Here is a 21,875-nt window from a genome sequence, read left to right as displayed (position 1 = left end):
AGCACAGGATGCACTGTCCGACCGTGTGCGGACAACGACAGACACCCTCGGTTATCTAATTATTTTTCAAGTTGGCGCACCCGCTGGGCCAGCTCATCGAGCCTGCGCAGATGGGCCACGCTGCGATTCCACTGGCGTGCCGCTTGATGTGGCATACCGGAGGAATACACGCCGGGGGTATCAATGGAGGCGCTCACAAAGCTCATGCCGGTAACGGTAACGTGATCGGTGATGGTGATGTGCCCAAGAATCCCCACCCCGCCGCCAATGGCACAATGTCTGCCGATCCGCGCACTGCCTGCAATGCCAACGCAGCCCGCGATGGCGGTATGCGCACCGATATGCACATTATGCGCAACCTGCACCAGATTATCGATTTTGACTCCGGTTTCGATGCAGGTATCCTCCAGCGCACCGCGATCAATGGTGGTATTGGCACCAATCTCCACATCATCGCCGATGAGCACTGAACCCAGCTGGGGGATTTTAACCCAACCATCGCGACTCGGGGCAAAACCAAAGCCATCCGCACCGATCACCGCCCCCGGATGAAGCAGACAGCGCTGCCCCAGACGTACCGCCGGGCCGAGGGTGACCCGGGCCAGCAGGCGCGACTGCGCGCCAACCTCGCAGCCTGCATCCAGCAGACACTGTGGCCCGAGCAAAACCTGCGCACCGATCACACATCCCGGCCCGATGACGCAATGGGCTTCAATACGGGCGCTGGGATCAATGCGGGCATCCGGGCTGATCTGCGCACTGGGATCAATGCCGGGACAGACGGGCTTGGGGGGGTGCAAAAGCTGGGCAGCGCGGGCAAAGGCCAGATAAGGGTCATCACTGATCAAGGCCGCACACGGACACAGGGGAACATCCGCAGGGCGCACAATAACCGCACTGGCCCGCGTTTGGGCCAATGCCGGGGCATGGTTGCGCTTTTGCAGAAAGCTCAACTGTCCGGGGCAGGCGGTGCGCAGGGCAGCAATGCTGTCAATCGGTAGCGTGGCATCCCCCACAAACTGCAGATCCAGCGTCTGCGCCAGCTGTCCAAGCTGCATAAGCCAGGTGATGCCGTGGTTTAGCGGCGCGGTGCGGGCATTTGCTGCTGCAAGCGCTCCAGCACCCGGAGAGTGATGTTGATGCGTTCACTGGCAAATAACACATTGCGCTCGGTCAATACCACATCAAAGCCCTCTTTTTGCGCAATCTCTACAATCACGCTGTTAACGGTACGCTGCAGCTTGGCCAGTTCTTCATTGCGACGCAGGTTGAGATCCTCGTTAAAGATCTCCTGGGAGCGCTTGAATTCACGGGTGCGATTGCGCAAATTGCGCTCCATCTCGGCGCGCCGATCCGCTGCCATGACATCCGCATCGCGCTCCAGTCGCTCCTGCAGTTGGCGCAGGGCATCGCGTTCGGCCACCAACGCATTATCACGGGCGGAAAATTCTCTTTCCAGGGCGCGCAACGCCGCATCCGCCTGGGGGGATTCTTCCATCACCTGGGTAATATTGACAAAGGCAATCTTTGACTGGGCGTGTGCCGTGGTCATCATGCCAAATACGAACATCAGCAAAACGGCACTGAGTGCCGTGCGTAAGCTGTTCAACGCCTTGCTCTCCAACAGTTAAAAGAATGTGGCGGACGCATCTTGCGTTCGAGTAGTTTGTGCGACATCTGGAAGATGCCGCCACGGCACGACAAAAACTCTCCCCCTGCCAAGGGGGAGTCCCGCCGCAGGCGGGGAGTGGATCTTATTTTTTAAACACATAACCACCCCGTCCCTGACGGGGCACCCCTCCTTGAAAAGGAGGGGAGTCCAGGGGTTGGTTTTAAGGCTTTTTAAACCACCCCGGCGCTGCGCGCCACCCCTCCCTAAAAAAGAGGGGAGTTTTTGACCACGTCTTTAAAAGGATGCGCCGATCGTGAATTGAAAGGCCTGCAAGCGATCCTGGGGCTTGTCATTTAACGCGTGCGCCATGCTGAATGTCAATGCACCCACCGGTGAAAGCCAGGATAAGCCCACGCCGGTAGAGGCACGGATATCATCTGCGGCAAAATCATCATAACCGGCAAAGACCTGACCGGCATCCAGGAAAAAGCTCATGCGCAGATTCGGGGATTCATCCATAAACGGCGGCGGGAAAAACAGCTCCGCGCCACCGATCACCCGAAAGTCTCCGCCAAAGGGATCATTATTGCTGTCACGCGGGCCTAAACTGTAGTCCTTGTAGCCGCGTACCGAACGGGTACCTCCGGCAAAATATTTTTCAAAAAAGGGTAATTCGCTGGTATCGCCATAATGTTTGCCATAGCCCACCTCACCGGTCATCCCCAAGGTCAGCGCCGGGCGTAGCTGAAAATAATGCTGATGCTGATAGCTGGCCTTGTAATATTCCAGATCACTGCCGGGTACGGCGCTTTCCAGCACGACGCGCTGTAAATTTCCGTAATCGGGAAAGACGATACGGTTGCGGGTGTCGTGGGCAAAGGCAGCATTCAGGGAATAGATATTAAAGGTGCGCCCATGCTGGTCAAGAAAATCCAGAATCTCGCCGGGCGTGCGTTCCGAGGTGAGAATCTCGATGCGCTCAAAACCGGGGGTAAAGCGCAGACTGTCATATTCAGTCAGAGGAATGCCGTAGCTCAGATCGGCGCCCAGCCGATTGGAGGAATAGCGCGAAATCTCGGCGCGGCTGGCATCGGTTTCGCGGTAATACAGATTAAAGCCGCGACTGACACCATCAAGGGTGTAATAGGGGTTGGTATATGACAGGCTGTAGATGCGATTGATACGGCTGTTATTGAAGGCCAAAGACACGCGATTGCCGGTGCCAAAGAAATTTTCCTGCGACAGGCTCATGTTAAACAGCGCCCCCTGGCTTTGTGCATATCCCGCGCCCACAACAAAGCTGCCCGAGAGGCGTTCGGTGATGGCAATGTCTAAATCCACCTGATCACTTAGGCCCGGCACGCGGCGGGTTTGCAGATCCACAGACTCAACAAAGCTTAGGCGCTGTAAGCGGACTCTGGAGCGTTCAATCGCCGAGGCGGAATACCAGCCGCCTTCCATCTGGCGCATTTCACGGCGAAACACCTCATCGCGGGTGCGCTGATTGCCGCTGAAGTTGATACGCCGGACATACACCCGCTGCCCCGGATCGACAAAAAAGGTCAGCTCAATGCGGCGGCGTTCATCATCCACCTCGGGAATCGGGTTGACGCTGGCAAAGGCATAGCCCTCGTTGCCCAGACGGCGGGTCAGCGCCTCAATGCTGGCGGTGATACGCGCCCGCGAGAAGGTATCGCCGGGACTGACCTCTAGCAGTTCCTGCAACTCGCTGGCCTCGACCACCAGCTCACCGGCCAGGCGCACATCGCTGATGGTATACCGCTCACCTTCATTGATGTTGATGGTGATATATAAATCGCGACGATCCGGGGTCAGGGTCACCTGGGTGGAGTCGATGGTGAAATTGACAAAACCCTCGTCGAGATAGCGCGAGCGCAAGGCTTCCAGATCCCCGGCCAGCTTTTGCTTGGAATAATGATCACGCCGACTGAAAAAGGCGTACCACGGCGGCACCCCGGAGCTGAAGCGGCGCAGCAGCGCATCGTTACTAAAGGCCTGATTGCCGACGATGTTGACGCGCTGGATGCGCGCCACCTGCCCTTCGTTGATATCGATGACAATATCCACGCGATTGCGCGGCAAGTCCTCAACCGCCACCTCAACATTGACATTGTATTTGCCACGGGCAAAGTATTGTTGCAACAGCTCGCTTTCCATGCGTTCCAGCGCCGTGCGGTTGAACACCCGGCCACGCGCAATGCCGACCTGGCGCAGGGCATCGGTGAGTTGTTCGGTTTTGATATCGCGATTGCCGCTGATGCGGATCTCGTTGATGGCCGGGCGTTCCACCACGCGCACGATCAAGATATTATCGCGGCGCTGTAGCGAGACATCAGAGAAAAAGCCGGTGCGAAACAAGACCCGCACAATCTCGGCGCTGCGGGTCGCTTCAAAGCGATCCCCCACCCGCACCGGCAGATAGGTAAAAACGGTACCGGGCGCAATACGCTGCAAGCCCTCGACCTCAATGTCGTCAATGACAAAATCCGCCGCCTGCGCTACCGGCAGCAGCGCAACACCCAATAGGCACAAAAGCATCAATACCGTTCGCATAGACTAGCCCAAGAAACGCATAATATCGTTATAAAAAGCCAGCGTCATCAGCAGGGCAATCATGACCAGACCCAGATGCTGCGCAATGGCCTCAGCCTGCGGAGAGACCGGACTGCCCTTGATGATTTCAATACAGTAATTCACCAAATGTCCGCCGTCGAGTACCGGAATGGGGAGCAAATTGATAATCCCCAGACTGATGCTGACAATGGCCAGAAAGCTTAAAAACGCGGCCAGACCAATGACCGCCGACATGCCGGCATGTTCTGCAATGCCAATCGGGCCGGCGATATTTTTGACCGAGGCCTCGCCCGTCACCAGGCGCCACATCATGCGCAGACTCAATACCGTCATATCCCAGGTCTTGACCATTCCGGCCAGCAATGCCGTCCAGGGGCCATGACGCACCGTGGTCCAGAGTTCATCATAGGCACTTTGATCCACGGCCGGATACGCGCCGATCTGCCCCACGGTCTGCCCATCCTGGTCGCGGGCATCGGGCAGAATGCGCACAAAATGGCGTGAGCCTTCGCGCTCGAATTCCACCGACAGCCAGCGCTGCGGATGCGCCTGCACTACCGCCACCCAGTCATGCCAATGGGCAATGCTTTGTCCATTGGCGCGCACAATACGATCACCGGGCTTTAGACCGGCACGCTGCGCCGCGCCATCGTCTAACAACTCCCCCAAAACCGCCGGAGGCACTGGTCGCCAGATGCCAATGCCCAGCTTGTCCAGCAGTGGCCCTTCGTCGAGCAACTGGCGAGTATCGCTTAGATCCAGCCAGCGCGTGTATTCCCGGCCCTGGGCGTCCACCACCTGCACCGCCACCTGACCACCATCCATCCCCTGTTCCAATAAGGCAATGGCCGTCATTTCCCAGGTATGCACCGGGCGATGTTCGACGGCGATAATGCGCTCACCGGTCTGTAAACCGGCCTGGGCGGCTAAAGAACCCGGCGCAATCTCACCGACGATGGGTTTTAGCCCATTCACCCCGACCATGAACATCGCGGCATAGGCGACAATGGCAAATAAAAAATTCGCGGCCGGTCCAGCGGCGACAATGGCCATGCGCCGCCCCACCGGCTGGCGATTAAAGGCGCGGTGGCGTTCATGGACAGCCACCTCGTCTTCACGTTCATCAAGCATGCGTACATAGCCGCCCAAAGGCACCGCGCCCAGCACATACTCGGTGCGATCCTTGCCGGCCCGAAAACACAGCAAGGGGCGGCCAAAGCCTACGGAAAAACGCACCACCTTGACCCCGGCCAGGCGAGCCACAAGATAATGACCGAATTCATGCACGGTCACCAGGATGCCGATAACCAGCAAAAAGGCAGCAATACTGATGGCAATGGTCACGTTAAGGTATCCGGAAGGTTTGGCATCAACCAGCCTTGCATCATTTAATGATGGCCAATGTCATGCACCAGACGACGGGCCTGCTCGCGGGCTTGCTGATCCGCCTGCAGGATGCGCTCCAGCGTGTCGGCAGGGCCGGGGGTGAGTTCAGCCAGGGTGTGTTCGATGATGCGGGCAATGTCAGTAAAGCGGATGCTGCGCGCCAAGAAAGCCTCCACGGCAATTTCATTGGCGGCATTGAGCACCGCCGTGGCGGTACCGCCGGTCTCGAAGGCTTCAAAGGCCAGACGCAGACAGGGAAAGCGGTCACGATCCGGGTAATGGAAATCCAGCCGTCCGGTGGCGATCAAATCCAGTGGCGCTACTCCGGAACTCAAGCGTTCTGGCCAGGCGAGAGCGTGGGCAATGGGGGTGCGCATGTCGGGATTGCCTAACTGCGCCAGCACCGAGCCGTCGGTATAGGATACCAGTGAATGAATCACGCTTTGTGGATGCAACACCACCTCGATATGTGCGGTCGTCGTGGCAAAAAGCCAGCAGGCCTCAATCACTTCCAGGCCTTTGTTCATCATTGTGGCTGAATCCACCGAGATCTTGCGCCCCATCACCCAGTTGGGATGCGCGCAGGCCTGCTCCGGCGTGACCTCGTGCATCTGTTCCAGGGGCAGATTACGGAATGGCCCGCCGGAGGCGGTCAATAAAATCCGCTCAACCCCAACGCTCTCCAGTCCCTGGGCAAAATTCGGCGGCATACATTGAAAAACGGCATTGTGTTCGCTGTCGATGGGTAACAGCTCAGCGCCGCTGCGGGCTATTTCATCCATGAACAATTGCCCCGACATCACCAGCGCCTCTTTATTGGCCAGCAACACCCGCTTGCCGGCTCTGGCCGCCGCCAGCGTGGGCAACAGCCCGGCCGCACCGACAATCGCCGCCATGACATAGTGTGTCTGTGGCAGCGCAGCCACCTCACACAGGCCCTGTTCACCGACCAGCACCTCGGTTGGCAGTCCTAGGCGACGTAACTCAGTGCGCAGCTGTTCAGCCGCCGCACGATCGGTCATGACCGCATACTCAGGCTGATGCACCTGACACTGCTCCAGCAGGCGCTGATGATTGCGCTGTGCGGTCAGGGCAACCACATGAAAACGCCCCGGATGGCGTGCCAGCACATCGAGGGTATTCACACCGATGGTGCCGGTGGCCCCCAGAACGGTCACACCAATGGAGGCAGAAGACGAGCCCGAGGAAAGGCGGTGATCAGATGGCATGTAGGGGGATGCTCCCATGGTCGGATAGCCTTGAAATCATTAGCGAACCAGAATGCCGACCCAAAACAGGCCGACAAAAAACACCGGCGCAGCAGCGGTGAGGCTATCCACGCGGTCAAGGACGCCACCATGCCCCGGCAAGAGGCGTCCACTGTCTTTGACCCGTGCGGAGCGCTTGAGCATACTCTCAAACAAATCGCCCATCACTGAGGCCAGGGCAGTGATCATGCACAGCGCCAGAAAATAAAACCAAAAACCCGTCTCAATCGTAAACAGCCACACCCCGACCAAAGCCACGGGCACCATCACCGCCAGCGCCCCCCACAGACCTTCACGGGTTTTGCCGGGACTGATGCTGGGGGCCAGACGGCGTTTGCCGAAACGCTTGCCGCTAAAATAGGCCGCTGTATCGGCACTGGCCGTCAGCAGAATCAAAAACAGCAATAATTCCGGGCGATAATCATGGATCAACAGCAGCGCCAGCCAGGCCGGAATCAGGGTCAAAAAACCTGCGCCGATAAAGATGGCACGCACCCAGCGTCCTGGCTTGATGTCGGGTGAATACAGCGCCAGCAAAAACAGCACCACCACCCACCACAGCACGCCCAGTAATAACGGCCATAGCTGATGTTGCCAAAACACCAGATACCAGCACAGCGCCGCCGTCAGTGCAAATACGCCCAGATACACCCAACGCCAGCGGCGCTCCCGCAAACCGCTTAAATACGACCACTCCCAGGCACCGACAAGAATCACGGCAAACAGCACCAGCGCAAGCCAGGTCTCGGGCAGATACAAAATGGCACCCAGCGTGGCAAGTCCCAGCACGGTCCCGGTGATGATGCGCTGTTTTAGCATGAGGTACTCATAATCACTTTATTACTTTGCCTCGGTGATCCGGCCAAAACGGCGTTCGCGCTTGGCATAAAATTCAAAGGCGCGCTGCAATTCGGTCTCATCAAAATCGGGCCACAAGACCTCGCTGAAAAACAATTCCGTGTACGCCAGTTGCCATAGCAAAAAGTTACTCAAACGCTGCTCCCCTCCGGTGCGGATAAACAGATCCGGATCAGCCAGCCCCACGGTGGTAAGCTGCTCTTCCATGAGTTGCGGGGTAATCTGTTCGGGGCGCAAGGCCTGCGCCTGCACCTGCAAGGCCAGACGCTGCATGGCCTGCGTGAGATCCCAGCGTCCGCCATAGCCCGCTGCAATCACTAAGGTCATGCCGGTATTGTCGCGGGTGCGTTCCTGCGCACGGTGGATATAGCCCTGCAGACGGCTGGAAAACGCGTGAATATCGCCGATAAAGCGCAGCCGCACCCCGGCCTTTTCCAGCTGTGGCAATTCCTGATCGACCACCGATAAAAACAGCTCAAAGAGGGTGGCAATCTCGACCTTGGGGCGCTGTAAATTCTCGCTGCTCAAGGCAAACAGGGTCAGCACCTCCACCCCCTGTTCGGCACAAAAGCGCACCGTGCGGCGCACCGCACCCACCCCCTGGCGATGCCCCTCGGTACGCGGCAAATGACGCGCCCGCGCCCAGCGTCCATTGCCATCCATGACGATGGCTACATGGCGCGGAGGGGTGATGCCGGGGGCGATCGGACTTGCTTTTTCAGTCAGACTCACGAAACTCAACAACCGGTAATGGGCTTAGATTTCCAGCAATTCTTTTTCTTTTTCGGCGAGCAGGCGATCAACCTCTGCGACATAGCTGTCGGTGAGCTTTTGCACCTCATCCTGCCCACGGCGCTCATCATCCTCTGAAATGGTCTTGTCTTTCACCAGATGCTTGAGCTCGTTATTGGCATCGCGGCGGATATTGCGCACCGCCACGCGGGCATTTTCGGCCTCATGGCGCACCACCTTGATCAGTTCGCGGCGGCGTTCCTCGGTCAATGGCGGCATTGGCACACGGATCACCGTTCCGGCACTGGAGGGATTGAGCCCCAGATCGGAGGTCAAGATGGCCTTTTCCACCTTGGCGACCATGGTCTTTTCCCACGGGGTGACGCTTAGGGTACGCGAATCTTCCACCGCCACATTGGCGACCTGGTTGATCGGCACGTCGCTGCCGTAGTATTCCACCATGACATGATCAAGCAGGCTGGTGTGAGCGCGTCCGGTACGGATTTTGGCCAGCTCATGCTGTAAGGATTCAATGGTTTTACCCATGCGGGCAGCGGTATTTTTTTTGATGTCTTGCGCCATTAGGTTTGGCTCCGTTCAACAAGGGTTCCGATGGGTTCGCCCATAATCAGCCGCATTAGATCTCCTTCCTTGAAGATATTACAGATGCGCAGCGGCAGGTTATTATCGCGACACATGACAATGGCGGTGGCGTCCATGACTTCCAGACGCCGCGTGAGGACTTCATCATAGCTCAGTCGCTCAAAGCGTTGTGCATCGGCATAACGCTTGGGGTCGCGGTCATAGACACCATCGACCTTGGTGGCTTTGATCATGATATCGGCATTGATTTCAATGGCCCGCAGGCTGGCTGCTGTATCGGTGGTGAAAAAAGGGTTGCCGGTCCCGGCAGCAAACACCACAATCCGCCCTTTTTCCAGGTGCCGCAAGGCACGCCGACGGATGTAGTCCTCGCAGACCTGATTGATCTTGATCGCCGACATGACCCGGCAAAACTTGCCCACATTTTCCAGGGCATCCTGCATGGCCAGGCCATTCATGACCGTGGCCAACATGCCCATGTGATCGGCAGTGACGCGATCCATTCCGGCCTGCGCCAGCCCGGCACCGCGAAAGATATTACCACCGCCAATCACGATAGCCACTTCCACACCCAGGCGACTGAGGTCGGCCACTTCGCGGGCCACCCGCGAGATCACATCGGGATCAATGCCATAATCCTGCTCGCCCATCAGTGCTTCACCGCTGAGCTTGAGGAGGATGCGCTTAAAAGAGGGACGCTGTGATTCGCTCATGGAAAATATACAGACATTGATGAAGAATGGAGGACTGTGCGCCAGAGGGCGAACCGGGCATAGCCGCCGACCTGCCTGTGTCAGACCGGCGGATGAGGCGGTAGGGTCTTGTGTGAATCTGTCGATGCACACGCCACCCCACCACCCCGCTAATCAACTAAAGCCTAAACATTTTTCGCCTGGGCCATCACTTCTTCGGCGAAATTTTCGGTTTTCTTCTCGATGCCTTCGCCGACTTCATAACGCACAAAGCTCAAAACTTGTGCATTGGCGTCTTTGACCAGCGCGGCCACGGTCTTGTCCTGATCCTTGACAAAGGCCTGACCCAGCAAGGTGATCTCGGCCAGATATTTTCTAATCCGCCCTTCGACCATTTTTTCCACGATTTCAGCAGGCTTGCCGCTTTCCTCGGCCTGAGCCTTGAAAATATCGCGTTCTTTGTTCAGCAATTCTACGGGCACCCCGCTTTCATCCAGGCAAACGGGCCGACAGGCTGCAATGTGCATCGCCAGATCCTTGGCCAGATCAGCATTGCCGCCTTGCAGGTGCACCAGTACACCGATGCGGCTGCCGTGCAGATAATGCATCAGCAGTTGACCGGCCTGGGCATTGAGCACATCAAAACGACGCACCTGCACATTTTCCCCGACCTTGGAAATCAGCTCGGCACGGGCCTCGTCCAGACTGGCACCATGAGCACTGGGCAGCGCCATCAGAGCGTTGACATCCGCCGGGGCCTGCTTGAGCACCAGTGCGGCAACGTCTTGCGCAAAGCCCTTGAAGTTTTCATCCTTGCCGACAAAATCGGTTTCGCAATTGACCTCGACAATGGCAGCCCGGCTGCCATCATCACTCATACTCACGACGATCTGCCCCTCGGCGGCGACCCGCGAGGACTTTTTCACGGCCTTGGCCTGACCGGATTTACGCATGGCTTCAATGGCGGCTTCCATATCCCCGTTAGCCTCGGACAGTGCCTTTTTGCACTCCATCATACCGGCCCCGGTGCGCTCACGCAGCTCTTTGACCATGGCTGCAGAAATCTGCATAACAAAAACTCCTTAAATCAACGATAACGAGATTCTTTAAAAAATGAAGGGTGGATGCCCGTCATCCCTGACAGGCCGGGTGTCCAGAGCATTCGCCCGGACACCACAGAATGCCTGTGTTCAGGCAGAGGCCGTTGCGGTATCGCTGGCATCCAGTGCGGCGCTGTCGTCGTCCACTTCGACAAACTCATCGGCGCGCACGGAACCGGCCCGGGCGGTGGTGCGCCCTTCCAGCACCGCATCCGCCGCCGCCGAGACGTACAGCTGGATCGCCCGCATGGCATCATCATTACCGGGAATGACATAATCTACGCCCAACGGCGAGTTGTTGGTATCCACGACGGCAACCACCGGAATGCCCAGCTTTTTGGCCTCGTTGATGGCAATGCGCTCATAGCCTACATCAATGACAAACAGAGCATCAGGCAGAGCCGGCATATCCTTGATGCCGCCCAGACTGCGCTCAAGCTTTTCCATTTCACGGGTCAGCATGAGCACTTCTTTTTTGCTCAGACGGGCAAAGGTGCCGTCATCGCGCATGGTTTCCAGATCCTTGAGGCGCTTGATGGACTGACGCACGGTCTTGAAGTTGGTGAGCATCCCGCCGAGCCAGCGATGATTCACATAAGGCATCTTGCACCGTTTGGCTTCCTCGGCGATACAGTCACGCGCCGAGCGCTTGGTGCCGACAAACAGCACACGACCGCCATTGGAAGCCAGCTTGCCCAGATAGTTCATCGCATCATTGAAAAGCGGCAGGGTCTTTTCCAGATTGATGATATGAATCTTGTTGCGGTCGCCGAAAATAAACGGCGCCATCTTGGGGTTCCAGTAGCGGGTCTGATGACCAAAGTGCACACCGGCCTCAAGCATCTGGCGCATGCTAATATTTGACATAATCGGGGATTTCTCCTGATGTGTGGGTTTTGAGCCTCCACGCGCCCCATTCAGTGACCCCAAAGGGCACCCAGCTCAATGTGCCGACGCGTGTGTGGAATGTATTTTGCAAAATGCTGTTTAATACAGGCACTTTAGTTTGCGCGATGCGCGGGCGCTTTATACCATAAACACCCGCGTTACGACAAACGCCTAATCGCAGACCGGTATACATGATGGGCGCTTCTGCCGTCGTGCTGGAACTGCATCACCCGGATCAGGAAACACGCACTTATGGCCGTCATTATCAAAACCCCCGAAGAAATCGAAAAAATGCGCATTGTAGGCCGTCTTGCGGCGCAGGTTCTGGACATGATCACCCCGCATGTCCAGGCAGGGGTCACCACGCTTGAGCTCGATCAACGCTGTCACGACTACATTGTCAATGTACAGCAGGCCACGCCTGCGCCACTGAACTATCGCGGCTTTCCACGGTCAATCTGCACCTCCCTCAATCACCAGGTCTGCCACGGCATTCCCAGTGAGCGCCGCCTGAAAAATGGCGATATTCTCAATATCGACATCACCGTTATCAAAGACGGCTTTCATGGGGATACCAGCCGCATGTTCTTGATCGGCAAGCCTTCCATCATGGCCTCGCGTCTGGTGGATATTGCCCATGAGGCGCTGATGATTGGCATCAACGCCGTGGCCCCTGGCGTGCGCCTGGGTGATCTGGGGTATGCGATTCAATCCTTTGTGGAGGGGCATCGCTATAGCGTGGTGCGGGAATACTGTGGCCACGGCATAGGCCGGGAATTTCATGAAGAGCCGCAAATCCTGCACTATGGCACTCCGGGCGAAGGCATCGCGCTAAAGCCCGGCATGATCTTTACCATTGAGCCGATGATCAATGTCGGCAAACGCCACACCCGCCTGATGAATGATGGCTGGACGGTCGTCACCAAGGATCACAGCCTGTCTGCCCAATGGGAGCATACCGTACTGGTGACAGATAGCGGCTGTGAAATCCTCACCGTCTCTGGCTAAAAAAAGACCCTCCCCCTGACAGGGGGAGTCCCACCGCGTTGCAACCCCCTCTCTATAAAAACAGATCGAGGAGGGGCATTTTTTAGGAAGGTTGTCATTATCATGATCAAACGCATGGTCATCATGCTGTTATTGACCGGGCTGTTTTTTGGCGCGGTGTTTGGCTTCAAGGCGTTTATTAATCAGCAGATTGCCGATTATTTTGCCAATATCCCCGAGGAAGTCGTCACGATCAATGCCAGCGAGGTGCGCGAAGTGCGCTGGGTTGAGCAGGTACTGGCCATCGGCACCCTGACCCCGGTCAACGGCGCAGACATTGCCTCTGAGGTCGCCGGGGTGGTCAAGTCCATTCATTTTGACAACGGCAGCCGGGTGCGCAAGGGTCAAACCCTGATTCAGCTGGATACCGAAACCGATGAGGCGGATTTGCAACGACTCAAGGCAGTCGCACGCCTGGCTGAGCTTGAGCTGCAACGGGCACGGCGCTTGTTTGAGCAAAAAACCATCTCGGAGGCCGAATGGCAACGCCGCCAAAGCGAGGCCGAGCAGGCCAAGGCCACCGTGGGGGCGCAGCAGGCCCGCATTGCGCAAAAAACCATCAAAGCCCCCTTTGACGGCATTGCCGGGATTCGCCGGGTCAATTTAGGCCAGTTTATCTCGGCGGGTGATCCGCTGGTGTCGCTGGAATCGCTCAACCCCCTGTTTGTCCAGTTCACCTTGCCAGAACGCCGCCTGATGAATGTGCAGGTGGGGCAAACGATCCAGGTCGAGGTGGATGCCGTGGATCAGGTCTTTTCCGGGCGTATCAGCGCCATAGAACCGCGCATCAGTCCGACCACGCGCACCTTCGAGGTACAAGCCACCCTTGCCAATCCCGATGAGCTGCTGCGCGCCGGTCTGTTTGCCCGCGTGACCCTGGAGACGGGCGAGCCGCAGGCCGCATTCGTCATCCCGCAAAGCGGGATGCGTTATAGCCCTTATGGCAACTCCGTGTTTGTGATCAACGAAGATGACAGCGGCCAGTTGCGCGTCATGCAGCGCTTTGTGCAAACCGGCGAGCGGCGCGGCGACATGATCCGCGTCACCGTGGGTCTACAGGCCGGCGAGCGCATTGCTGCCAGCGGTCTGCTGAAATTGCAAAACAACACCCCCGTCACCCTGTCAGACAAGGCGCGCCCCAGTGAGGATCTAAATCCTCAGCCGCGCAATCAATAGCGGCACAACTCAAGGGACTCTCGATAATATGCGTTTTACTGATCTTTTTATCCATAAGCCCGTGCTGGCGGTGGTGCTGAGCCTGTTTATTCTGCTGTTGGGGCTGCGCGCCGCCTTTGAACTGAATGTACGCCAATTTCCCGAGATCAAAAACGCCGTGGTCACGGTCTCCACGGTGTATATCGGCGCCGATGCCGACCTGATACAAGGCTTTATCACCACGCCGCTGGAGCGCGCCATTGCGGCGGCGGAGGGCATTGATTATCTGGTGTCTACCAGCCTGGCCGGGGTCAGTACCGTGCAGGCTTATCTGCGCATGGACTATGAACCCAACGAGGCTTTGACCCAGATTGCCGCCCAGGTCAACAAGGTGCGCGGTGATCTGCCCGAGGAGGCGCAAGAGCCGATTGTTGATCTAGCCGTCGGGGAAACGGTGGCGGCCATGTACATGGCCTTTTACAGCGATATCCTCAACAACAACCAGATCACGGACTATCTGGTGCGCGTCGTGGAACCCGAGCTAAGCACCCTGCCGGGGGTACAGCGGGCGCAGATTCTGGGAGATCGCACCTTTGCCATGCGCATCTGGCTGGATTCTGAACGCATGGCGGCCTTGGGCGTAACCGGTCAAGACATTGCCCGTGCCTTGCGCGCCAATAATGTGCAGGCCACCCTGGGACGCACCCGAGGGCAGATCAGCATCATTGATCTAAGCGCCGATACCGATTTATCCAGCCCGGAGCAGTTTGCCCATCTGGTGGTGTTTGCTGACCAAGAGAATGTAGTACGCCTGAAAGATGTCGCCACCATTGAGCTGGGTTCGGAAAGCTATGATGCCTCGGTGCGCTTTAATGGTCTGGCGGCAACCTTTATCGGTGTGGAGCTTTCCCCGGATGCCAACGCCCTGGAGGTGATTGAGCGGGTCCGCCGCGCCTTTAGCGAACGCATCCAGCCGCAGCTGCCGCAGGGTCTGAACGGCGACATCGTATACGATTCCACCGAATACATCGAAAGCGCCATCAACGAGGTGATCATCACCATCGTCATTGCCTTGCTAATTGTGGTGGTGGTGATTTATCTGTTTCTGGGTTCTTTACGCAGCGTCATCATTCCGGCGGTGGCCGTGCCGTTGTCCTTGATGGGCACGCTGCTGCTGATGCTGTTGATGGGCTTTTCCATCAATCTGCTGACCCTGCTGGCGATGGTGCTGGCGATTGGCATTGTGGTTGATGATGCCATCATCATGCTGGAAAACGTCCACCGCCACATTGAAGAAGGCATGGCACCCTTTGATGCCGCGATTCAGGGGGCGCGTGAACTGGCCTGGCCGATTGTGGCCATGTCCACCACCTTGATCGCGGTATTTTTACCGCTGGGCTTTGTGGGCGGCCTGACCGGCACCTTGTTTGTCGAGTTTGCCTTCACCCTGGCCGCCTCGGTCATCATCTCCGGGATTGTGGCGCTGACCCTATCGCCGATGATGTGCGCCAAGATTCTCAAAGGCCACGCCCCCAATGCCCCGGCGCATGGGTTTGAAGGCTGGCTGGATCGCCGCTTTGCCGGCCTGCAGGCGCGCTATCAACGCCGTCTGGATGGTGCCCTGCGTACCCGTGCGGTGGTGCTGGTCTTTGGCCTGATCGTGCTGGCCTCCTGCTATTTTCTCTTTGTCAGCAGCAGCAGCGAACTCGAACCGATGGAAGATCAAGGCTTTGTTTTCTCCATCGCGGAAGGGGATGCAGCAATGTCGCTGGATCAGCTGGAACACAACACCGCTTTGATCGAACACCTGCTCGATGAGGTCCCGGAGCTGCGCAATGTATTCATCGTCAACGGCTTTGGGGGGGGCGCGATGGGTGTTACCAATCAGGCCATTGCCGGTTTTGTAATGGCCCCCTGGAATGAACGCAGCCGCTCAACCCAGGAGATTCTGGAGCAGGATTTGCAGTCGGCCTTGAGCCGTCTGCCGGGTCTTAATGCGTTTGCCGTACAACCGCCCTCCTTGCCCAGCGCCGGGGGTGGTCCGCCGGTGCAGTTTGTCATTGGCTCAACCGCGCCGGTGGAGAACCTGCAAGCCATTGCCCAAGAGGTATTAAAACGGGCCCAGGCCAGCGGGCGCTTCATCTTTATCGACACCGATCTCAAAATCGACAAACCGCGTACCGAACTGGTCATCGACCGCGATAAGGCCGCCTTGCTGGGGATTGACATGCAATCGCTGGTGGGCGATCTCGCGCCCTTGCTGTCGGGTGGCTATGCCGGGCGCTTTGCGATGGATAATCGCTCCTATCGGGTAATCCCGCAACTGGAACGCACCGAGCGCCTCAATCCCGAGCAGCTGGCCAATCTGTACACCCGCACCCGTTCGGGCGAGCTGATTCCGCTATCCAATGTGGTCACCCTGGTCGATACGGTGCAACCGCAAAGCCTCAAACGCTTCCAGCAGCTCAACAGCGTCACCCTGTCCGGGGTGCCGATGCCCGGCGTTACCCTGGGCCAGGCCCTGGATCTGCTTGACCGCATTGCCGCCGAGGTATTGCCGCAAGGCTATAGCGTGGACTATGCCGGTCAGTCGCGCCAGTTCAAAACGGAAGGGGCGCAGCTGGTAATCACCTTCTTTTTTGCCCTGATTGTGATTTATCTGGTCTTGGCGGCACAGTTTGAATCCTTCCGCGACCCGTTGATCATGTTGATGAGTGTACCGATGTCCATTGCCGGGGCACTGTTATTTATCAGCCTGGGCATCGCCTCGCTCAATATCTACACCCAGATTGGCCTGCTGGCGCTGATCGGCCTGATTGCCAAGCATGGCATTCTCATTGTCGAATTTGCCAACCAGCTACAACGCCAGGGCCGCAGCAAATTACAGGCGATTGAAGAAGCTGCCGCCTTGCGTCTGCGCCCGATCCTGATGACCACCGCCGCCACCGTGATTGCGATGGTGCCGTTACTCATCAGCAGCGGCCCCGGTGCCGCTTCGCGTTTTGCCATGGGGCTGGTGATTGCCTCCGGCATGACCATCGGTACCCTGTTTACCTTGTTTGTGGTGCCAGCTATTTACCTGTATCTTGCCAAAGAACATCAGGCCACCACACCCAGCGCCTAGTGCTTGTAGCGGACCTTTGCGATTCTGCCAGGGCCCCGCTGCCCGCTTTGGCTTAACCCCGCGCCCTGGCGCGGGCTGTTACCGAGGAGTCGCCGCCATGTATCCGCTTCGTCACCACCGCCCCCGCTTTGTCAACAGCACATGGCTCATCACCGGGCTGTTGCTGCTGGGGTGGACGCTACCCCTTGCCGCTGCCCCCTACATCCCCCCCGACTATACCGCACACTATCGCGCCCAACGTATGGGCATGGCCGTGGTGGGGGAAATCACCCTGCGACGCGACGGTGACCGGCTGCACTATCAAGCCGATCTACGCCCCGCCGGAATGCTGGCACGAGTGCGTGATGATGAAATCACCGAACGCACCACGATTCGCATCACCCCGCACGGACTGCGCTCTGAAAGCTATCGGTACCATCACCGCAGCAGCCGCCGCGACCGCCTCACCGAGGCACACTTTGATTGGCAACGCTACCAGGTCAGTGGCATGCATCGCGGACGCCCCTTCAGTTTGACGCTCAAAGACGGCATGGTAGACCGCTTTGCCCTGCAAATCGCCTTAATCAACGACATCATCAGCCAACAACGCCAGATCTCTCGCACCCTCGTCGATCGCAACCGCATCGTCACCTACGACTTCACCCTTGCCGGTGCCCGTACCATCCGCACCGCACTGGGCGAACTGGAGGCCATCGAAGTGCAACGCTACAACAAACAACGCGACATGACCGTCAGCATCTGGTTTGCCCCAGACTTGCACTACATCCCGGTGCGGGTTGAACAAATCGAAAATGGCGAGCGCGTGGTGCTCGAAATTCAATCCATTCAATGGCACCCCCAAAACACCACCCCCTAAGCGGTGTTCCCAAGGCCGTGGCTTAGGCTGTCTCCGCTGAATGATGAGGCGATAAGAGCATCCTGATCATGATGGCGCATTTTCCATGGCCTTGGTATCGGGTATCTGGTATTCTCACAAGTTTAGCTAATTCAACATCGGTTTATCCGAAATTAACAGCCGAAAAACTACGCAGACCATTCCCACCAGTGGAGACCCCTCAATGCGCGTTATGATGATTCAACCCAACTACCATTGCGGCGGAGCCGAAATTGCCGGAAACTGGCCCCCGGGGTGGGTCGCCTACATCGGTGGTGCATTAAAGCACGCAGGGATTAGCAACATCCGCTTTGTGGATGCGATGACCGATGATATTCCCGACGACCGCCTGCGCGAGATTATCCGTCACAATCAGCCCGACGTGGTGCTGGCCACCTCCATCACCCCACAGATCTATAAAGCACAAAGAACCCTGGAGCTGGCCAAAGAGGCGATTCCGGGTGTAGTCACGGTGCTGGGCGGTATTCACCCGACCTTTATGTACGGTCAGGTGCTCAACGAGGCGCCCTGGATTGATTACATCGTGCGCGGCGAGGGTGAGACCATTGTGGTTGAGCTGCTCAAGGCGATTGAAAATGGCACCGATAAGCGTGATCGGGATAAGATTCTGGGCATTGCTTATTTGGACGGCGATAAAATCGTCGCCACACCGGCCGCACCGGTCATCGAAGATCTTGATACCCTGACGCCGGACTGGTCACTGCTGGAATGGGATAAATATATTTACATCCCGCTCAATACCCGCGTGGCGGTGCCTAATTTTGCCCGTGGCTGTCCGTTTACCTGCCGCTTCTGCTCACAGTGGAAATTCTGGCGTAAATACCGTGTGCGTTCGCCGAAGTTGTTTGTCGATGAGGTGGAGATCTTGGTGCGCGAGCACAAGGTCGGCTTTATGATTCTCGCCGACGAAGAGCCGACCATTCATCGCAAGAAATTCATTGCCCTGTGTGAAGAACTCGCTGCCCGCAAATTGCCGCTGTATTGGGGGATCAATACCCGCGTAACCGATATTCTGCGCGACCGCGATCTGTTGCCCTTATACCGCAAGGCCGGTCTGGTGCATGTCTCGCTGGGCACCGAGGCCGCTGCGCAGTTGCAACTGGATGTCTTTCGCAAAGAAACCACCATCGAGCAAAACAAGCTGGCGATCAAGTTGTTGCGCGATGCCGGTATCGTGGCCGAGGCTCAGTTCATCATGGGGCTGGAAAACGAAACCCCGGAAACCATCGAAGAAACCTACCGTCTCGCCCGTGACTGGAAGGTGGATATGGCCAACTGGAATATGTACACCCCCTGGCCCTTTGCCGAGCTGTTTGAAGAATTGGGCGATAAGGTCGAGGTGCGCGATTATTCCAAATATAATTTCGTAACGCCGATCATCCAGCCCAATGAGATGTCGCGTGAGCAGGTACTTAAAGGCGTGTTGCGCAATTATGCCCGCTTTTACATGCTCAAAAGCTTCTTCTCCTATCCCTGGATCAAGGACAAATTCAAGCGCCGCTATATGATGGGCTGTCTGAAAGCCTTTGCCAAAACCACCTGGTCGAAGAAGTTTTATGATCTTGAGCGCGTGAAGTATCAGGGTTTCTCTGCGCAAGTCGATCTGGGCTTTGATGAAACCAAAATCCTCAAGCGCGAAGACATCGAACGGCTCAAGCAGGAACGTCCCGACCTGGCGGCCGATATGCATCATCAGGGTACGATGGGTTCGCGCAGTGTATCGGCCTGTGGCGCGCCTAATGACCTGGAGCTTGATGATGACGGCAAGCCGGTGGTCAAGGTGCAAACCCTTTCGCGCATGGATGTCAAAGCACAGCCCGCCTCATCCAGTACGGTCAGCGCCTGTGGTGCCCCCAATGACCTGCAGGTGAATGAAGATGACAGCGATGTTGCCGTAAAAACCGCAAAGACGCATTAAGCCAACGTAGACCACGAGCCCCCTGGGAGCGCGCAGCACCGGCTGCGCATCTTTTAAAAGCATCAAACCATGCGGAGCGGGAGTTCCGCGCTCCCAGGGAGCTGCCATGCACAAGCTGCGTTCTGGTAAACGAGGTTTTCATGGATCCGTATCTAAGTTTTTTGCTCTATCTGCTGGCGATTTTAGGTTTTGTCGGGATTACCCTGGGCATGAATCGTCTGCTGGGTCCCAAGCCCGCGCCGACACCCGCCAAGCAAGAGCCTTTTGAATGCGGCGGGGTGGTCGCTGACCCGGTGAATGTGCGTGCTGTCCCGGTCAAGTATTATGGCGTTGCCGTGGTGTTCATTTTGTTTGAACTGGAAACCATTTTTCTGTTTCTCTGGGCCTTGGGTGCGCAGCCGCTTAATGGCCTGATGCTGGCGATTTTTGGCTTTTTCATGGCACTTTTGGCCCTGATCATGTTCTATGTGTGGAACAGCCGCCTGCTGGAAGATGTCCTGGAGTAAGTCTGTGAATACACCTCGCCAATCACCTGCCGCCTTTGAATACCTGACCACCAAGAAAGATGAACTGGTCGGCTGGGCACGCAAATTTTCCCTGTTTCCCTATCCCTTCGTTACGGCCTGCTGCGGCATGGAATTCATGTCGGTCAGCTCCACGCTTTACGATACAGACCGCTTCGGTGCAGCCTTGCCGCGTTTTTCGCCGCGTCAGTCAGACTTGATGATGGTGGTGGGGACGATCAATCATAAACAGGCCCCGGTGTTGCGCAAGGTGTATGAACAAATGTGCGAGCCTAAATGGGTGATCGCCTTTGGTACCTGCACCATCAGCGGCGGCTTTTATCAAAACTACGCGGTTTTGCTGGGCATCGACAAGGTGATCCCGGTTGATGTTTATATTCCCGGCTGTCCGCCGCGCCCGGAAATGGTGATTGACGGCATCATGCAATTGCAGGACAAAATTGCCACCGCCCGCCACCCGCTGATTAACGAGCATTTCTGATGCATGATGCGATCCTCAAACGCCTACGCGAACGTCTTGCGGTCGAGGCCGGACTGGCCGCCACTCTTTCCCAGGGTCTGCTGGTGCTGGTACAAAAGCCCGATGAGCTGCTTGCCATCGCCCAGACCCTGAAACACAAATTTGCCTTTGATCTGCTGCTGGATGTCACCGCCGTAGACTGGCCGCAGCGCCAGCCGCGTTTTGACGTGGTTTATCATTTCTACAGCACCCAGGATCATGTGCGGGTGCGTCTGAAAACGGCGGTCAGCGAGACCAGCCCGGAGGTTGACAGCCTACGTTCGCTCTATGGTTCGGCCAATATCATGGAGCGCGAGTGCCACGAAATGTACGGTATCCGCTTTCGCGATAATCCCGACCTGCGTCCGATCCTGCTGTATGAAGGTTTTGAAGGCTATCCACTGCGCAAAGATTACCCCAAACAGCGCGAACAACCACAAGTTTGAGGTGGATCCCATTGTCAAGACAAAAAGTGGCCGAGCTTACCACCTATCAATTTACTCACGGGCACGAAAAGCCGGCAGCGGCAGGTCGTTTTGCAGACAGCGCATCAAGTAGCGCAAGCCACGCGTGAACCACGAAACTAGGCTGCGGGCAAGCTTGCGGAAGCTCCAGAGGTTCGGATCGTCCTGTGCTTGGTTTTTTTTCGAGCGGGGTCGGAGGGTGGCACGCCTGTTCGCGCCCAATGCGCACACACCCATACATCGCCAAGGCCATGATCAACACCCGGCGTTCCAAACGATCCGCATGGCGCAGGTGCGAATCCCCCAAGCCAAATCCTCGCCCCTTGAAGTCGGAGAACATCGGCTCGATGCCCCAGCGCGTGGCATAGTCCAGTACGCGCGCACGGGTCGGATCCGCATCCATGGCAATCATCCACGGCTCCGGATGACCGGATTCATGCACAATTCCCAGGTGGGTCACCACCCCAGAGGCGAACAGGCGCACACCCGGAAAATACGCTTCTCGCACACCCTTG

19 protein-coding genes and 1 pseudogene are annotated in these 21,875 nt (G+C 57.2%); 8 read left to right on the top strand and 12 right to left on the bottom strand.

What is annotated here, in order from left to right; all coding sequences use genetic code 11:
• Positions 1–59: 59 nt before the first annotated feature.
• From lpxD to rpsB, 11 genes are all read right to left on the bottom strand, one after another.
• Positions 60–1,058 carry a UDP-3-O-(3-hydroxymyristoyl)glucosamine N-acyltransferase gene (gene lpxD, locus THISIDRAFT_RS02950; RefSeq protein WP_006787103.1) on the bottom strand — a complete coding sequence of 333 codons (999 nt, stop codon included), beginning with the start codon at positions 1,056–1,058 and terminating at the stop codon, positions 60–62.
• Positions 1,059–1,078: 20 nt separating this feature from the next.
• Positions 1,079–1,570 (bottom strand): OmpH/Skp family outer membrane protein, encoded by a 492-nt coding sequence (locus THISIDRAFT_RS02945; RefSeq protein WP_040851979.1) that lies wholly within the window; start codon positions 1,568–1,570, stop codon positions 1,079–1,081.
• Positions 1,571–1,906: 336 nt separating this feature from the next.
• A complete protein-coding gene (gene bamA, locus THISIDRAFT_RS02940) occupies positions 1,907–4,186 on the bottom strand; it encodes an outer membrane protein assembly factor BamA (protein WP_006787101.1) in 2,280 nt (759 codons plus the stop codon).
• A gap of 3 nt (positions 4,187–4,189) precedes the next feature.
• Positions 4,190–5,551 (bottom strand): RIP metalloprotease RseP, encoded by a 1,362-nt coding sequence (rseP, locus tag THISIDRAFT_RS02935; RefSeq protein WP_006787100.1) that lies wholly within the window; start codon positions 5,549–5,551, stop codon positions 4,190–4,192.
• Between the two features lie 44 nt (positions 5,552–5,595).
• Complete coding sequence (gene ispC / locus THISIDRAFT_RS02930) at positions 5,596–6,822, bottom strand: 1-deoxy-D-xylulose-5-phosphate reductoisomerase (RefSeq protein ID WP_006787099.1); 1,227 nt, start codon at positions 6,820–6,822, stop codon at positions 5,596–5,598.
• 39 nt (positions 6,823–6,861) lie between these two features.
• Positions 6,862–7,680 carry a phosphatidate cytidylyltransferase gene (locus THISIDRAFT_RS02925; protein WP_006787098.1) on the bottom strand — a complete coding sequence of 273 codons (819 nt, stop codon included), beginning with the start codon at positions 7,678–7,680 and terminating at the stop codon, positions 6,862–6,864.
• A gap of 21 nt (positions 7,681–7,701) precedes the next feature.
• The gene (uppS, locus tag THISIDRAFT_RS02920) at positions 7,702–8,451 is read right to left on the bottom strand and encodes a polyprenyl diphosphate synthase (protein ID WP_006787097.1); all 750 of its coding nucleotides are present in this window, start codon (positions 8,449–8,451) and stop codon (positions 7,702–7,704) included.
• 24 nt (positions 8,452–8,475) lie between these two features.
• On the bottom strand, positions 8,476–9,033 hold the full coding sequence (gene frr / locus THISIDRAFT_RS02915; protein WP_006787096.1) for a ribosome recycling factor: 558 nt from the start codon (positions 9,031–9,033) through the stop codon (positions 8,476–8,478).
• Positions 9,033–9,767 carry a UMP kinase gene (gene pyrH / locus THISIDRAFT_RS02910; protein ID WP_006787095.1) on the bottom strand — a complete coding sequence of 245 codons (735 nt, stop codon included), beginning with the start codon at positions 9,765–9,767 and terminating at the stop codon, positions 9,033–9,035. The genes frr and pyrH overlap by 1 nt, the downstream gene beginning before the upstream one ends.
• A gap of 164 nt (positions 9,768–9,931) precedes the next feature.
• Positions 9,932–10,816 (bottom strand): translation elongation factor Ts, encoded by an 885-nt coding sequence (gene tsf / locus THISIDRAFT_RS02905; protein ID WP_006787094.1) that lies wholly within the window; start codon positions 10,814–10,816, stop codon positions 9,932–9,934.
• Positions 10,817–10,936: 120 nt separating this feature from the next.
• The gene (gene rpsB / locus THISIDRAFT_RS02900) at positions 10,937–11,713 is read right to left on the bottom strand and encodes a 30S ribosomal protein S2 (RefSeq protein WP_006787093.1); all 777 of its coding nucleotides are present in this window, start codon (positions 11,711–11,713) and stop codon (positions 10,937–10,939) included.
• Between the two features lie 273 nt (positions 11,714–11,986).
• On the opposite strand from rpsB, the gene map reads away from it, so the two are divergent.
• From map to THISIDRAFT_RS02860, 8 genes are all read left to right on the top strand, one after another.
• Entirely contained in the window at positions 11,987–12,742 is a 756-nt protein-coding gene (gene map / locus THISIDRAFT_RS02895) for a type I methionyl aminopeptidase (RefSeq protein WP_006787092.1), read from the top strand.
• Positions 12,743–12,844: 102 nt separating this feature from the next.
• Entirely contained in the window at positions 12,845–13,957 is a 1,113-nt protein-coding gene (locus tag THISIDRAFT_RS02890; RefSeq protein WP_006787091.1) for an efflux RND transporter periplasmic adaptor subunit, read from the top strand.
• A gap of 28 nt (positions 13,958–13,985) precedes the next feature.
• Positions 13,986–17,060, top strand: coding sequence for an efflux RND transporter permease subunit (locus tag THISIDRAFT_RS02885; protein ID WP_006787090.1), 3,075 nt, complete (start codon positions 13,986–13,988; stop codon positions 17,058–17,060).
• A 97-nt stretch (positions 17,061–17,157) separates the two neighbouring features.
• Complete coding sequence (locus tag THISIDRAFT_RS02880) at positions 17,158–17,916, top strand: DUF3108 domain-containing protein (protein ID WP_006787089.1); 759 nt, start codon at positions 17,158–17,160, stop codon at positions 17,914–17,916.
• A 202-nt stretch (positions 17,917–18,118) separates the two neighbouring features.
• Positions 18,119–19,873 (top strand): magnesium-protoporphyrin IX monomethyl ester anaerobic oxidative cyclase, encoded by a 1,755-nt coding sequence (gene bchE / locus THISIDRAFT_RS02875; RefSeq protein WP_006787088.1) that lies wholly within the window; start codon positions 18,119–18,121, stop codon positions 19,871–19,873.
• Between the two features lie 140 nt (positions 19,874–20,013).
• Positions 20,014–20,379 (top strand): NADH-quinone oxidoreductase subunit A, encoded by a 366-nt coding sequence (locus THISIDRAFT_RS02870; RefSeq protein ID WP_006787087.1) that lies wholly within the window; start codon positions 20,014–20,016, stop codon positions 20,377–20,379.
• Positions 20,380–20,383: 4 nt separating this feature from the next.
• On the top strand, positions 20,384–20,878 hold the full coding sequence (nuoB, locus tag THISIDRAFT_RS02865) for an NADH-quinone oxidoreductase subunit NuoB (RefSeq protein ID WP_006787086.1): 495 nt from the start codon (positions 20,384–20,386) through the stop codon (positions 20,876–20,878).
• A complete protein-coding gene (locus tag THISIDRAFT_RS02860) occupies positions 20,878–21,342 on the top strand; it encodes an NADH-quinone oxidoreductase subunit C (RefSeq protein ID WP_006787085.1) in 465 nt (154 codons plus the stop codon). Before nuoB ends, THISIDRAFT_RS02860 begins: the two co-directional genes overlap by 1 nt.
• A 55-nt stretch (positions 21,343–21,397) precedes the next feature.
• On the opposite strand, the pseudogene THISIDRAFT_RS02855 reads toward THISIDRAFT_RS02860, so the two are convergent.
• Positions 21,398–21,875 (bottom strand): annotated as a pseudogene (locus THISIDRAFT_RS02855) (transposase); the annotation flags it as partial.

Source organism: Thiorhodospira sibirica ATCC 700588 (genome assembly GCF_000227725.2).
In the GTDB taxonomy this organism is placed as follows: domain Bacteria; phylum Pseudomonadota; class Gammaproteobacteria; order Ectothiorhodospirales; family Ectothiorhodospiraceae; genus Thiorhodospira; species Thiorhodospira sibirica.
This window is presented reverse-complemented; position numbering and strand designations above follow the sequence as displayed.